The 13997-nt window shown below is 52.7% G+C and carries 10 protein-coding genes; 4 read left to right on the forward strand and 6 right to left on the reverse strand.

The features are described 5' to 3' along the window. Window positions 1-119: 119 nt before the first annotated feature. On the reverse strand, window positions 120-4406 hold the full coding sequence (locus B4W65_RS05570; RefSeq protein WP_240509491.1) for an ATP-binding protein: 4287 nt from the start codon (window positions 4404-4406) through the stop codon (window positions 120-122). Window positions 4407-4537: 131 nt separating this feature from the next. Here B4W65_RS05570 and B4W65_RS05575 point away from each other — a divergent pair, with 131 nt between their 5' ends. The 4 genes from B4W65_RS05575 to B4W65_RS05590 are packed head-to-tail and all read left to right on the forward strand — an operon-like array spanning window position 4538 to window position 8477. Beyond that, window positions 4538-6025, forward strand: a complete 1488-nt coding sequence (locus B4W65_RS05575) for a glycoside hydrolase family 10 protein (protein ID WP_158522782.1) — start codon at window positions 4538-4540, stop codon at window positions 6023-6025. A gap of 15 nt (window positions 6026-6040) precedes the next feature. Beyond that, window positions 6041-6712, forward strand: a complete 672-nt coding sequence (locus B4W65_RS05580; RefSeq protein ID WP_088654140.1) for a ferredoxin--NADP reductase — start codon at window positions 6041-6043, stop codon at window positions 6710-6712. Between the two features lie 13 nt (window positions 6713-6725). Beyond that, entirely contained in the window at window positions 6726-7772 is a 1047-nt protein-coding gene (gene rlmN, locus B4W65_RS05585) for a 23S rRNA (adenine(2503)-C(2))-methyltransferase RlmN (RefSeq protein ID WP_088654141.1), read from the forward strand. 21 nt (window positions 7773-7793) lie between these two features. Then, window positions 7794-8477 carry an RluA family pseudouridine synthase gene (locus B4W65_RS05590; protein ID WP_088654142.1) on the forward strand — a complete coding sequence of 228 codons (684 nt, stop codon included), beginning with the start codon at window positions 7794-7796 and terminating at the stop codon, window positions 8475-8477. Window positions 8478-8796: 319 nt separating this feature from the next. Here the strand turns inward: B4W65_RS05590 and B4W65_RS05595 are convergent, their stop codons facing one another. The 5 genes from B4W65_RS05595 to B4W65_RS05615 form a co-directional block, all read right to left on the reverse strand. Further along, a complete protein-coding gene (locus B4W65_RS05595; RefSeq protein WP_088654143.1) occupies window positions 8797-9654 on the reverse strand; it encodes an outer membrane beta-barrel protein in 858 nt (285 codons plus the stop codon). Beyond that, the gene (locus B4W65_RS05600; protein ID WP_088654144.1) at window positions 9651-10007 is read right to left on the reverse strand and encodes a hypothetical protein; all 357 of its coding nucleotides are present in this window, start codon (window positions 10005-10007) and stop codon (window positions 9651-9653) included. Before B4W65_RS05600 ends, B4W65_RS05595 begins: the two co-directional genes overlap by 4 nt. 96 nt (window positions 10008-10103) lie before the next feature. Continuing rightward, window positions 10104-10931 carry a glycoside hydrolase family 16 protein gene (locus B4W65_RS05605; protein WP_088654275.1) on the reverse strand — a complete coding sequence of 276 codons (828 nt, stop codon included), beginning with the start codon at window positions 10929-10931 and terminating at the stop codon, window positions 10104-10106. 65 nt (window positions 10932-10996) lie between these two features. Beyond that, a complete protein-coding gene (locus B4W65_RS05610) occupies window positions 10997-12451 on the reverse strand; it encodes a PKD domain-containing protein (protein ID WP_088654145.1) in 1455 nt (484 codons plus the stop codon). Between the two features lie 37 nt (window positions 12452-12488). Continuing rightward, window positions 12489-13997: a RagB/SusD family nutrient uptake outer membrane protein gene (locus tag B4W65_RS05615; RefSeq protein WP_088654146.1), complete on the reverse strand. Its 1509-nt coding sequence runs from the start codon at window positions 13995-13997 to the stop codon at window positions 12489-12491.

The raw sequence follows: 13997 nt of genomic DNA on the forward strand, positions 1-13997 counted from the left end.
CATAACCCAGGGTTTCAACCCTGGGATCAGCGAGGGCCCATCTGCGAGAGCCAGACCTGCCCTCTGGGGCCAGACCTGCCCTCTGGGGCCAGACCGGCCCCAGCCAGCCGCGTAGTGGCCTACCAGCCCTCCTCCAGGCGACGCACCAACTGCGCCACCCCGGCCAATAAGGTCTCCAGCTTCAGACTAAAATCCGCCTCCTCCGCCTTAAATGCCGCCTCCACCTCAATGGCCAAGGGATACAAGTCCACCGCCTCCATGGTACCCACAATGCCTTTAAGGGAGTGCAACACCCTGGCCATCGTCTCATGATCGCCTGCCTGCTGTAACTCCTGTATGCTTTCACCAAAATGTTGGTAGTCGTGACAAAATCCTTTAAGCAAGCGCTTGTACAAATCGCTGCGTCCGCCCATGCGTCTGATTCCGGCTTGCACATCCAGTCCCTCAATATCCGGAAAATCTACACGGACTTCCTCCCCAACGGCAGCGACTGCAGGACCCTCATCCTCCAGACCAAAAACCATCCGGTAAATCACTCTGAACAGATCCTCCGGATCAATGGGCTTGGCAATCATCCCGGACATGCCCGCCTGCAAACACAGGCCCTCCACATCGCCAAAGGCCTCGGCGGTCATGGCGGCCACGGGGACCTCTTCCCAACCCTCAATTTTCTTTATCTTTCGTGTAGCGGAATAGCCATCCATTTCAGGCATATTAATGTCCATCAGCACAATATCGAACGGACACTCGCCCTTGGAGGAACGAGCCAAATCAAGAGCCTCTTTCCCCCCGGAAACCACCTCTGCTTTAACGCCTGCCATATCCAGCAGCTCTATGGCAAGACTCCGGTTGCTGGCCGTATCGTCCACCACCAGGGCATGTACCGGTCCCTTTTCACGCAACAACTCACGATACACGCGTTTGCGACCAATGGGCTCTGCATCCATAACACCTCCGCCCAAAACATCCATCAAACAATCAAAAAGCATGGAGTAATTGGCCGGCTTACTGAGCAGTACCGGGTCGCCAAAGGCGGCAGCCAGGCGGTGCATACTGCTTTCATTAAAAGGCGTAGACAAAAACACCAGGTGCTCATAACCCGCGCTGTAATCCTTCAGCATGCCCAACTCTTCAGTATGCTCTCCAAATATATTGGTATCCAAAAACAGTATCCTGTAACATTCGGTCTGTTCCCTCCTTTCCAACTCCCGCCATAAAACCTTAGCCCCATTTACCCGGCGCACACTAAAACCAAAATCCTGCAACATGTGCTCCAGACTCTTGGCCGACGAGCGGTTGGCATCGGCAATTAAAACCGTATCGCCCTCCCCTTCGAAGGCATGCACCATCTGCTCCTTTTTTTGCACCGACTGGCGACCCAGTTTAACGGTAAAGGAGAAAATACTGCCCACGCCGTACTCACTGTCCACCCATATTTTCCCGCCCATCAAACTGGTCAGGCGCTTACAAATGGCCAAACCCAGACCGGTACCTCCGTATTTACGGGTGATGGACACATCGGCCTGCGAAAAGGCTTTAAACAGGTTCTGCTTTTGCTCCTCCTTTAAGCCAATACCGGTATCGCTCACCGAAAAGAATAAAACCAAATGATCCTCCTTCTCTTCCTGCACACGTACCTTAACAAGGACCTCCCCCTGATCGGTAAATTTTATGGCATTGTTCACCAAATTCACCAACACCTGTTCAATCCGAAGGGGATCGCCCACCAAATTCAAGGGCACATTGGGCGCGTAATCGAAGACCAGGTTCAAGCCCTTTTCGTTGGCGCGGAAATAGACAATGTCGGCCAGGTTCTGCATCACACCCTCCAAATCGAAGTCGATTTGTTCGAGTTCCAGACGGCCAGCCTCTATTTTCGAGAAGTCGAGAATATCGTTGATGATCCCCAAAAGCGAACGCGATGAGGATTGGATGCGCTTGAGGTAATCGGAGTGCCCGGGCACATCAATTTTCTCGAGGCCCAGGTGCGTCCAACCAATGATGGCGTTCAGCGGTGTGCGGATTTCGTGACTCATACGGGCCAGAAAATCGCTCTTCGCCTTGGTGGCGTTTTCCGCAGCCTCCTTGGCCTTCTGCAACTCTTCGGCACCGGCATTCCGTGCCAACACAATACCCAAAGTAGTGGCAAAGGCCTTAAACAGCGTTTTGTGCGATTCGTTCCACGAGCCCCCTCTTACCCCGTAGGCAAAGCCAATGAAACCCCAGAAGTGCTTTTGCACAAAAACCGGTTGCAAAAGCATGCCAGAGGCATTCATCCGACGCAGGAACAGTTGCTCGGCCTGCTCTGCCTGCCGCATACTCACCACCACTTCCTTCTTCTCACTCAGGCGATAAAACCAGGTGGTGGAAACCGACTCATAGGACAGACCAGCCATATCTTCCCGCCGTACCGGCTCCAAAAGCGTGCGGTCCCATTCTACCAGGTGACGCATGGCAATTTTTCCACTGGCATCGGAACGCTCATTTACAAAAACAAAGGCGCTGTCCACACCAGCCCCCTCACCCATTACGCGCAAGGCCTTGAGCATGGCGACTTCAGGCTCATTGTTGGCAATCAGCTCCTTCACAGCTTCCGAAACCCCCTCCAGCAATTTGTCGCGCAACATCAATTCCGACATGGCATCTTTTTGCGCAGTAATGTCGATGATGACGCCTTGAAGGGTGACTTTTGTCGAATCCGGCTCGTACACCGGCAATCCCTTTTCGTACACCCATTTGCGCTGACCATAGAGGTCGCGCACCCGGTATTCAATTTCATAGGGACGCTGACGCAGCACCGCCTGACGAATCTGGTCCCTGACCTTATGCACATCCTCGGGATCGATAAAAGGCATAATGCTCTGACCTTCGCTGATAAATGCATCGATACCCAGTCCAATGAGCTTTTCTACCCCTCCGCTTACAAAAAGCATGGTGCGGCGGGCGTCGTTTTGACAGTGATACACAATACCTGGGACGTTGCTGACTATATTGTGGTAGTTTTCACGACTTCGCTCAAGCTCCGACAAGGCACGACGCAGGTCGGTAATGTCGGTGGACACGCAAACCAGCGAAACGGTTTGTCCCTCTGCATCCTGTATGGGAAACTTGTTGGAAAGAAAAATACGACGTCCATCGGCGCCGGGTATAAATTCCTCAATCTGCACAGCCTTTCCATTGCCCAGCACATCGGCATCGTTGCGACTGATGGCCTCGGCATAATCGGGGGGAAATACCGCCTCGTCGGTCTTTCCGATGATGCGGTGCGCCTCAACACCCAGAATTTCCTCCATAGGCTGGTTTATGAGGGTATAACGCCCCTGCAAATCCTTCACATAAATCAGGGAGGCACTGTTGTTGATGATGTCGTTGAGCAGTTTCCTGTTTTCACGCAGGAGTCGGTCCTTCTCCTCACGCAACTTTTCATCCTTACGCAACCTTCGGATAAAACGGTAGGCCATAAACACCCCTACGCCCAATGCAAACACCAGAATGCTTAAGAGGAGCCACAGACTGAGGGCCGACCACCGCTCCATCGCAAAGGATTGAAGGCGGTTGGCGCGCTCTCCGGCGTATTGAAGACTCAGGGCGCTGTTGATCATCAAATCCTGGGCCTCCTGCAAGTGGTGAATGGATACCGCCAGGCCAACCATCACTTCCTGATACGCCGCCAAATCACTGCCCAACTGCCGCAGCGCCTTTGCTGCCCTGGAATCGGGCGCCACCACATCGGCAGGGGGCAGCAACAATCGAATGCGCTGAAAAATGGTGCGGACCGAGTCGGGCACCACCACGCTTTGTGGATAGTTCCATATTTGTTTTTCGGCCTCCTTCAAATGCAACAATTGAAAAAGGAGGTCGTTGCGGGGATCGATGCTGCCACCGGCTCCGGCACTGCTCAAGCGGGGCAATGGTTCCCTGGCTGCCAAAAACACCCGCTGAAAAAGTTGGTCCATGCGCTGCTCCGACTGAAGGCGTCGCGCCTTCAGTTCGGTAAACATGCTCCAATAAATATTGAAGTCCTGAATCCATTGGTCCACATCCTCCAGCTCCAACCTGCTCTGATGGTACAAACGGCTTTCGCGAGCTTTGTGCAGGGCCTGCTCAATTTCAAGGGTGAGACTGTCGACCTGGCCCATGTGCAGGGTATCGCTGCTGAGCGAATAACTCTTGGTTTCAATGCGAGCCAGGTAAATTTGATGCAAGAGCTTGTCTACCTTTTCGGTACTGTCAATCCAGTCGTTCAACCGCAGCACCCCAAAAACAGTTGCTCCCGACACCGTAACCAGCAACAACAGCATAAGTATGTAACCACGGTACACCTTTTTACTGATGGAACTTTGCTGGGCTCTAGGCCGTTGGAACAACATGGGCAAACGCATTCGAAAGAATATAATTCCCTGCAAACTTCGCAAATTTTTAGCTAAAACAGGCATGTAGCGCGCTTAAATATCCATAAAGGCTACATATCGCAGCAACTTACAGCCGTTTCATGACACAAAACAAAATATTATCTTGCGGCCAAAATAAATGGCCGATGCACAGACTATTGATTGTAACCCTGCTGTTATGCAGTCTAAGGGTTTTGGCTCTTCGGGCCGAAGAGCCGGTGTACGAATTTCGGGGCGTATGGGTGGCTACGGTGACCAACATCGACTGGCCCTCTCAGCGGGAGTTGCCTGTGGAAGAATTGAAAAAAGAAGCCCTCGAGATCATCGGCTTGCACGACAGTCTGGGTATGAATGCGCTTATCCTGCAGGTGCGCCCGTCGGGCGATGCCATTTACCCCACGCCCCTGGCCCCCTGGTCGGTTTATCTCACCGGCGAGCAGGGGAAGGCGCCGGAGGGCGACTTCGACCCCCTGCAGTTTTGGATTGACGAATGCCACAAGCGGGGCATGGAGCTGCACGCCTGGATCAATCCCTTCAGAGCCTCCCTGCACGCCACCGATTCCCTGCACCTGACTCATCCGGCACGCATCCATCCTGAGTGGACCATTACCCACAACGGCCGCCTGTATTATGATCCGGGCCAGCCCCAGGTGCACGAGCACCTGCTGCAGGTGCTGACCGACCTGCTGACACGCTACCAGGTGGACGGACTGCACATCGACGATTATTTTTATCCCTACCCGGTAACGGGGCAGGTGTTCAACGACTCGGCCAGCTACCTGGCACGACTCGATTTTGAGGAGCCGCTGAGCATCCACGACTGGCGCCGACAAAACACCGATCGCTTTGTAATGGCCAGTCGTGAGCTGATCAAGGAACTGCGGCCGGACGTCCGTTTTGGCGTGAGTCCCTTTGGCGTTTGGCGCAACCGGAGCGACGATCCGCGGGGCAGTGATTCCCGCGCAGGCATCACCTCCTACGATCATTTGTACGCCGACGTCATCAAATGGGCCCGCGAAGGCTGGATCGATTACGTGGCGCCACAAATTTACTGGTCGACCCGCGACGAGGCAGCCAACTACATCAAGCTGGCCGATTGGTGGAATAAAAATGTGGAGGGAGCACAGCTGTATATTGGTCACGCCATCTATAAAATAAATGGCACGCAGCGGCACTGGGACCGTCCCACCGAGCTGGCCGACCAGCTGCGCTATGCACGCAGGCTCGACAAGGTGAGCGGCAGCATCTTTTACAGCCACAATCATTTTTTGCGCGACAACCACAATCTGGCACAACTCCTGAGCGATACGCTGTATCGCAATCCGGCCCTGGTGCCTCCCCTGGAACGTTTCCGTGAGGTGAACATTCCCCCGCCCTCACCTGTTTCCAATCTGCAACACAAACGAGGCGTACTCACCTGGGAGCTGCCGGCAGAAGAGGAGCAGGAAAACTTGCGCTTCCTCTTGTTTTTCAGCGACAGGGACAACAGGGAAGAAAGAGTAGTAACACAAAGCACCTTTTACCGTCTGCCGCCCACTTTGGGGCGCAAGCGACGCTACACCGTGCAGGTTGTGGCAGTAGATGCCCACAACAACATGAGTCCCCGCTCCGAAACCCTGCGCCTCCGTTTTTAAAACACAGCAAATAAAATGTCACAGCCCGTCCGCAGAAAAAAAGAAGTATTTCCCACTAAAGTCCTGTCCAACACCGAAATCACCCCCGGCGTTTTTTCCATTGAAGTGGAACGCCTGCACGATTTCATTCCCGGTCAGGTAGTCGCCGCCGCCATCAACACCAGCGACCCCTTACGCCTCTACAGCATCGCCTCGGGCAAGGAGCAGCCCTTTTTGCGTCTGCTCTACGATGTAAAGCCTGGGGGACTCCTCACCCCTCAGATGGCGCGCCTGCAAAAGGGCGACACCCTCTACGTCTCCGCCCCCTTCGGTCGCTTCACCAAAGCGCCCGACGATGCCTGGTGGATTGCCACCGGAACGGGTATCGCTCCCTTTTTGAGCATGGCCGAATCGGGTCAGACCCAGGGCCCCACCCTCCTGCAGGGTGCGCGCTACCTCACTCAATTTTACTATGCCGATTTTTTCAAAACCGCTTTTGGCGAGCGCTACCTGCGTTTCTGCACCGCCGAAGAGCATCCCGAGGTGATTCATGGCCGACTCACCAACTATCTAAAAGAAAGCGATGCCGTGCAGGCCGGCAGAAAGTATTACCTTTGCGGCAACGCCAATATGGTGGTAGATGTGCGCGACCTCCTGCTGGAGCGCGGCGTACCCTTCGAAAACATAGTGGCAGAGATTTATTTTTAAAAAAGAGGCAGAGATGGAACAGAAGGAAGTGCTTTTCGGAAAAACCCTGGACGAATTGAAGGTGGTGGTGAAAGAAATGGGACTGCCCGGCTTCAGCGCCGGTCAGATTGCCGACTGGTTGTATAAGAAAAAAGCCGGCAGCATTGAAGAGATGAGCAACCTCTCCAAAAAAGCCCGTGCCCAACTCAGCGAACGCTTCGACATGGGCCTCACCCCCTCCTCCAAAGTACAGACCTCTGCCGACGGCACCAAAAAGTACCTCTTCCCCGCCCACAAAAACCTCTTTGTCGAGGCCGCCTACATTCCCGAAGAAGACCGCAAAACCCTTTGTGTATCTTCCCAGGTGGGCTGTAAAATGGGCTGCTTGTTTTGCATGACCGGCAAACAGGGTTTTCAAAGTCAGCTTACTGCCGGCGAAATCATCAACCAGGTGCGGAGCATTGACGAAAGCGACCTGTTGACCAACGTGGTGTATATGGGCATGGGCGAGCCCATGGACAACATCGAAGAAGTGCTTAAAAGTCTCCAAATCCTCACCAGCGACTGGGGCTTTGCCTGGAGTCCACGCCGCATCAACGTCTCCACCATTGGGGTGGTGCCCGCCATGCGGCGCTTCATCGAAGAAAGCGAAGCCCACCTGGCCATCAGCATGCACTCTCCCTTTGATGAGGAGCGCAAAAAACTGATGCCCATTCAACAGGTTTACACCATTGAGCAAGTCATTGAGACCTTGCGCGACTACGATTTTGGTCGCCAGCGCCGCATATCCTTCGAGTACATCATGTTCGACGGCATCAACGATACCGCGGCCCATGTAAAGGGCATCAGCAAGTTGCTGAACGGACTCCGTTGCCGCATCAACCTCATCAAATTCCATCCCATACCCGACTCGCCCCTGCGGGGCACCCCGCACGAGCGCATGGTCTGGTTCAGCGAACAGCTCAACAAAAAGGGCCTGGTCACCACCATTCGTCGCTCCAGGGGGGAGGACATCTACGCCGCCTGCGGACTCCTTTCTACCAAGACTTTGGTGAAGAAGGACGAGCAACAGGACTACTAAAACGTCCACCAAGCCTGCTTAATGAAAGCCCACAACCCCTGCAACATTGTGTTTGAAGATGCACATTTGGTGGTCATCGACAAACCGGCGGGACTCCTGACCATTGCCACCGAGCACGAGAAGACCCTCACGGCCTATCATGCCCTGAGCATGCACGTTAAAAAGGCCCATCGCGCCAACAAAATCTTTATTGTACACCGGCTCGACCGCGACACCTCGGGCCTGCTGGTCTTTGCCAAAAGCGCCCAGGTTCAGCGCTTGCTGCAGGACCAATGGGACACCATGGTAAGTGAGCGCAGCTATGTGGCGGTGGTAGAGGGACAGTTGCAAAAACCCGAAGACACCATCGTCTCTTATCTGCACGAAAACAAAGCTTTCGTAGTGTATTCGAACCAGGACCCCAAAGGCGGCAAAAAGGCCATCACCCACTACAAGGTGTTGCGCTCCCTGGGCCCCTACAGCATGCTCGAAGTCCACCTCGAAACCGGTCGGAAAAACCAAATACGCGTGCACCTGCAAAGCATCGGCCACCCCATTGTCAACGACAAAAAATACGGCGCCAGGACCAATCCCTTTGGTCGACTGGGCCTTCATGCCCAGGCCCTTTCCTTTACCCATCCCATCACCCGGGAAACGCTTCATTTCAAAGCCCGCACCCCCAAAAAGTTCCAACTGCTCTTCTGCAAGGGACACCAGAAGTCGTAAAAACAATTACAGACACCACGAATCAATCTTATTGAAACAAGATTTTCATGTCTTGATTAACACAGTTTTGTTTTTGTTGAGACCGACGACGAAGGTATTCTCAGTAAGGTACAAGCTTATTTCACCACACTCCAAAGCAAGAATATTGATTGGTGGGACACAATCTCCGACCAGGAAAAAGAAGCAGAAAGCTTTGAAGCCAGGGTCGAAAGACTTATTAATAGACTAAAAACACAAAAACGCCTTTGCCCGCCTTCCGGCAAACAGAAAAATCTGAGACGCTGTGTTATCGCGCCCCAGACTTCTTTAGTCTATCAAATCAAAGATTGAAGCGCAGCCCGATGGACAACTCTATCCGGCCGAGCCCCTCATACCTGTCCTCCTCGAGCTCGACAAGCTGTTGCTGATAGCCGTCATCTATTGTGAATGAAGTCAGCACGCCGCTTAAGGCAGAAAGCTGCAGACCCAGGGCCAGCTTTTCAGACAAGGCAAAATCATACCCCAAATCAACAACAAAACCCAAGGTGCTTCCGGTCACCTCTCTTCTGTAAGAGTCCTCATGACGGGCACGGTATCCCAAGTAACCAATGGAGTAACAGGCATAAAAGGCATCTGCGTAATCTCTGTCGTAATAACGAAAAGCAAAGGTGGGACCCACAAAGAAAATATTCAACTCAGTAGTTAACTGGGTTTGCCCGCCACCCGCCATATAAACATCAGCACTGTTCTTTGATTCAAAAAAGCCACCTTTCAAACCAGCCCCAAACATCTCGTTAAAATAATACTGCACATCACCACTGAACTGGGAACCCGATTTTAATCCACGTAGGAAGGACCTCTCTGCGGAAGACACCCCTTCAATAATTTTGGCAGTCTGGTAGCCGAAACCGCCATTCAAGGCGAGGCGAAGACTGGAGTGCAACTTTTCCTCTTCAGGAACAAGCGCAAGAACACCAGACTCTTCATAAAACCCCTTTTCCCATACAGTCACCTGCTCTATAGGCATAAGCGTCTTTTGCGCCTTACCGGCCTGCAACATGGTAAAGTACAAATAATCCCGCTGAACCTTGGTGATTCGAACATTCAAAGAGTCTCCCTCCGAAGTAAGCAGCAAGTCCTGACTCCTCGCAGTCGTGCCAAACATCAACACCACTGCCAAAAACAAAAATACTCTCATTGATTTTTGGTTTTATAAATGTTTGCACTTATCCGATGGCAAGTACTGCCCAAAGCACTCGGCAACCGGTGCCTGGTCAGCTTCAGCACATTGCCACCAGCCTTTCGGGCTTCCAGCATCGCCTCTTCCAGCACTTTTTCATAGCTACAGTTTGTCGTGAAGCCGGTATCGCCGACCTTGACTTCTCCCAGGTATTCGGCGTCCTGGGGGACTGTCTCGTTCAGGCCCAACACGATGACTTGTTCACGAAAATCAAGGGGAGCATAAGCGGTGACCAGACTGCTGGCCACTCTAGGATTGCAGGCCACCAGCAGAAGGGCGGCACCCGCAAGCAAATAGAAGCATTTTTTCATTTGGGTTGTTAAGATGTAAACAATGGACGCAAAATATAAAAAAGTCCCGATGCCTGAACATCGGGACTGAAATAAAATACAAGATTAAATAACGCACTACAGATTCCCACGGTTGTACACCCTCACGTAGTCGACTACCATAGTGGCGGGACAGATGTCCTCGGCAATGCCATGAGCTCCGCCCCAGTTGCCACCAACAGCCACATTCATCAGCAAATGAAAGCGTTGATCGAAGGGCCATTCGGCAGCACCTTGTCCACTGTTCTCAAAAGTAAAGACCTTGGTCTCATCAATAAAGAAGTCGATGCGATCGGGGTACCACTCGATGCCGTACACAAAAAACTCCGTCTCACTGGTCGGCATCCAAACGCCTGCCCCTACATCGGTCCCAATGGAATGGTTAAAGGCCCCGGTGTGCACGGTGGTGAAGATTGAGTCGGGTTCAAAGCCCACATGCTCCATAATATCGATTTCCCCACTGTGGGGCCACCCACCATAGGCATTGTCGCTGGGCAACATCCAAATGGCCGGCCAAATGCCGCGGCCTCCGGGGACTTTAGCACGCACCTCCACCCTGCCGTACAACCAATCGCCCTTGCCCTTGGTAATTAAACGGGCCGAGGTGTAGTCAAAACCCTTGTAGCGCTCCTTGTGTGCAGTGATGTTTAAAAAGCCCCCCGACACCCAGGCATTGCTGTCGCGCTGCGCCGTATAACACTGTAATTCCCTGTTGCCCCAGCCGTAGGCGTTGCCGAGGGTATCGTACGACCAGCGACTGGAATCGGGTAAGCCCTCATACTCAAACTCGTCGCTCCAAACCAGGGCCCACTCCTGACGCGACGAACAGCCGGTCAGCAAAAAGAGGCCCATCAACACCAACAGCCAGGCCCTGGAAGCAAGCACTCCCCATCTATCGATCCGCATACTTACAAAGTTTAAAAGAGGACCGACAACCAGCAGGTTGCCGGTCCCCCCAGGTTCCAATCTAACTATTCACTAAAACTAAAATCATCGAAGAAGAATACCCCGCCACCACTGTGGCCTTCCATACCAAACTGAATCACAATCTTATCGTAATCCTCACGATCGGCAACGTGACTGAAGTCAAAGGTCAGTTCCAGCCACTTGTCCTTTTCCAAATCAGCCATCACGATTTCAGTCTGGGTAGACCAGGCATTACCGCCCAGGTCGCTGTTCTGCAACTTTACGGCAACGGCAGGCTGCAATTTGGTGTTGGTAACGTGAGTGCCGGCAACGCTGTATTCGGTGGTATAATCGTTGTACGAAGGAATAAACACCTTCATGGTAATCTGATTCTGAGAGCTCAGGTCAAATTTATACCCTTCGGCAGCGTAAAAAATGTTGGAGTAAAACTCGCCGGCCTTTTTCTGGTACAGGAAGACTTTGGGCGATTCGTTCAAAGGCACTGGCGCAGGATTCTGGTAGCCGGGGATGCTTAGGTCGCCCATGGCATCGAACGCAAAGCCGAGCATATCTTCCACATCGGCTTTTTCGAAGTCCTCACTCAAGGGGACCACCTTCAGCGGCACTTCCGGTTTTACATTCAGCTCCTTGGGAATAAAGCGGTACCACCAGGCATTACCGGGCTCAGATGCACTCAATACTTTAAGATACATCTCAGTTTCATTCAAAGACAGGATCTCATAAGTGGAACTGCCGGCAAAGTGCCCCATAAAGGCGTTGTCGCTCAAAGTCAGGGTAGAGTCGGTGGTATTGAGACTAAAAGTATAGGCATCCAGCGGCACATAAGCCACATCAAAGTCGCCCGCCGGAGGCTCCACACTTTGCGAATAACCCAAAGCAGCCAGTCCCGCCAGTCCGCCACCATTGGTATAAACAAAGCCGTTGTTTACCCAGTTCATCTGCACGCCCACCTGCTTAAAGGTAAACTCCTGGGTGTAAAGCGAACATTCCAATTTGTCGTTGGGACCAGCTGCCCACCACTGGGGACTGGTCATATCTGCAGCGCCTACCCCAAAGTGACCGGAATTGTACTGATCAAAAACCCAGGTTTTTCCATCAGCATTCTCCGCACCACCTGTAAGGGCAGCGTAAAGCGGATGCTCAAGCAGACTCAAATCGTCGTTTTCGATGGTCAGCGAAAAGGTTTTGTCTATGGCGCCCGCCTTGGTATACAGCACCATGGTAACGGTATAATTACCTGCAAAAGGATATTCGCCCGTCACCTGATCGCCCTTGCCTTTGGAACCGTTACCAAAATCCCACACAGCTACACCTGTGGCATTAGAGGTATTATTAAAAGTCACCACATTGGGCCGATCGGCCTGGGGCGTGGTGGTAAAAGTCACCTCCGTTTCCATGGGCTTAGTGCCCAAATCGTAATCGTCCAATTCTTGCGGCTCGCAGGCAAAAAAGAGCAAAGAGAGTGCCCAGACCGCAGAAGTCCATTTGTATTTTTTCATGATTCTTCGTTTTTAAATTATTGACCGTGTCTGCAGCCTAGTAGGCATTCTGTTCCAATTTGAATTCGCCTTCGGTCCGGTCGATCTCCGACTGCGGAATGGGCAGGTACTTCTTCTCGGGCGCCCAGGTACGTACCGAAGCGTATTCCGGAAGGTTTTCGGTCAGGACCTGTGCATCGCCCCAACGAACCAAATCCCAAAAGCGCATCCCCTCACCTACAAACTCTCTGCGTCGCTCGAGCTTAATGTTCTCCACATTGGCGGGAATAGAAGGAACGCCGGCTCTGGTCCTCACAGCATTCAAGGCGTCCTGGGCCGTCAATCCTTCGCCGGGAGCCACGCCATGTATCGCAATCAATTCGGCAATGTTCAGGTAGGTCTCTGCCAAGCGGAAAATACGCAGGTTGTTCTCGTAGTTCAAATCAACATCACCGGGCGGTTCGTTGTAACCTATCCGTGCAGCATACTTGGCCATAAACATGCCGGTATTCTGAAAACGGGAGACGTAAGTACCTTCCTCAAAAACGTTGATGGAAGCATCACGACGGGCATCGTTGGCCTCAAAAATTTCATAGGCAGCAGGTCTTACCGGACCAAAGCCCCATCCACCTTTAAACACCTCATCGTCTTTCAATTCGTTGGGCGAGATAAAAGCCGGAAGGTTGGTTCCATAGCCGTGCCAGCCCGAATCCCAGGTCTTGCCGCCGTACTCACCCGGCAGGTGATTCACTTCAAAGATGGATTCGTCGCAAAATTCTCCCTCACGGGGCCATATCGAAGCAAAATCGACCAGCTCATAGGCCTCACTGCTCACAATCTCATTCATCTCGGCCAAGACCTCAGGATAGCGGGCCTCCTCTTTTTGGTACATGACCACGCGCGCTTTCAGCATGTAGGCGGCAGCCAGGGTGGCACGACCGTCGTTTCCGGCTTCGGCACGCATGGGCAGTGCCTCCAGCGCAATCAGCTCATCCAAATCGGCCATGATGAAATCGTAGATTTCATCGGCCTGGTACTGCTTGGCCATATAGGGGGCCGGTAAGTCTTCGGTGAAGAAGGGGATATTGCCCCAAAACTTCCACAACCAATGTAAATAGTAGGCCCTTAAAAAGAGGGCTTCGGACTTCAATTCGGCCAAACGGTCTTCATCCATGCCCACGGCATTCTCACAGGAAATCAAGGTCGCGTTGGCCCGGGCAATGCCACTGTAGTATATGGTCCACAAACCTTCGGGCACCTCAGTCGGTGTAGCGTCGAGCTGCGACAAGCGGTACAGCATGGCCTGGTCGCCGGCATCTCCCCCGCCTTTAAACACGTCGTCGCCGCGCAAATCAGAAACAAAAAACAAACTGTTGTAATTGTTGTCGGCATAACTGTCGAACAACAAAATTTGATAAGCAGAAGTCAGGTTGGCCATTATGGCCCCTTCGGTAGCAGGCCCTCCGGCCTCCTGCGACTCCGTAGGCTGGATGGTTAAAAAGTCATCGTTGCAGGCCGAAAACCCCAGCAGAGCAACAATGAGCACTGTATTTAGGTATCTTTTCAT

Origin of the sequence: Geofilum rhodophaeum, assembly GCF_002210225.1 — a bacterium.
Lineage (GTDB): Bacteria > Bacteroidota > Bacteroidia > Bacteroidales > Marinilabiliaceae > Geofilum > Geofilum rhodophaeum.

Coding starts and splice junctions, on each gene's coding strand:
- B4W65_RS05575 (WP_158522782.1), top strand. CDS start 4,538: ATGCACAGACTATTGATTGTAACCCTGCTGTTATGCAGTCTAAGGGTT.
- B4W65_RS05580 (WP_088654140.1), top strand. CDS start 6,041: ATGTCACAGCCCGTCCGCAGAAAAAAAGAAGTATTTCCCACTAAAGTC.
- rlmN (WP_088654141.1), top strand. CDS start 6,726: ATGGAACAGAAGGAAGTGCTTTTCGGAAAAACCCTGGACGAATTGAAG.
- B4W65_RS05590 (WP_088654142.1), top strand. CDS start 7,794: ATGAAAGCCCACAACCCCTGCAACATTGTGTTTGAAGATGCACATTTG.
- B4W65_RS05595 (WP_088654143.1), bottom strand. CDS start 9,654: ATGAGAGTATTTTTGTTTTTGGCAGTGGTGTTGATGTTTGGCACGACT.
- B4W65_RS05600 (WP_088654144.1), bottom strand. CDS start 10,007: ATGAAAAAATGCTTCTATTTGCTTGCGGGTGCCGCCCTTCTGCTGGTG.
- B4W65_RS05605 (WP_088654275.1), bottom strand. CDS start 10,931: ATGCGGATCGATAGATGGGGAGTGCTTGCTTCCAGGGCCTGGCTGTTG.
- B4W65_RS05610 (WP_088654145.1), bottom strand. CDS start 12,451: ATGAAAAAATACAAATGGACTTCTGCGGTCTGGGCACTCTCTTTGCTC.
- B4W65_RS05615 (WP_088654146.1), bottom strand. CDS start 13,997: ATGAAAAGATACCTAAATACAGTGCTCATTGTTGCTCTGCTGGGGTTT.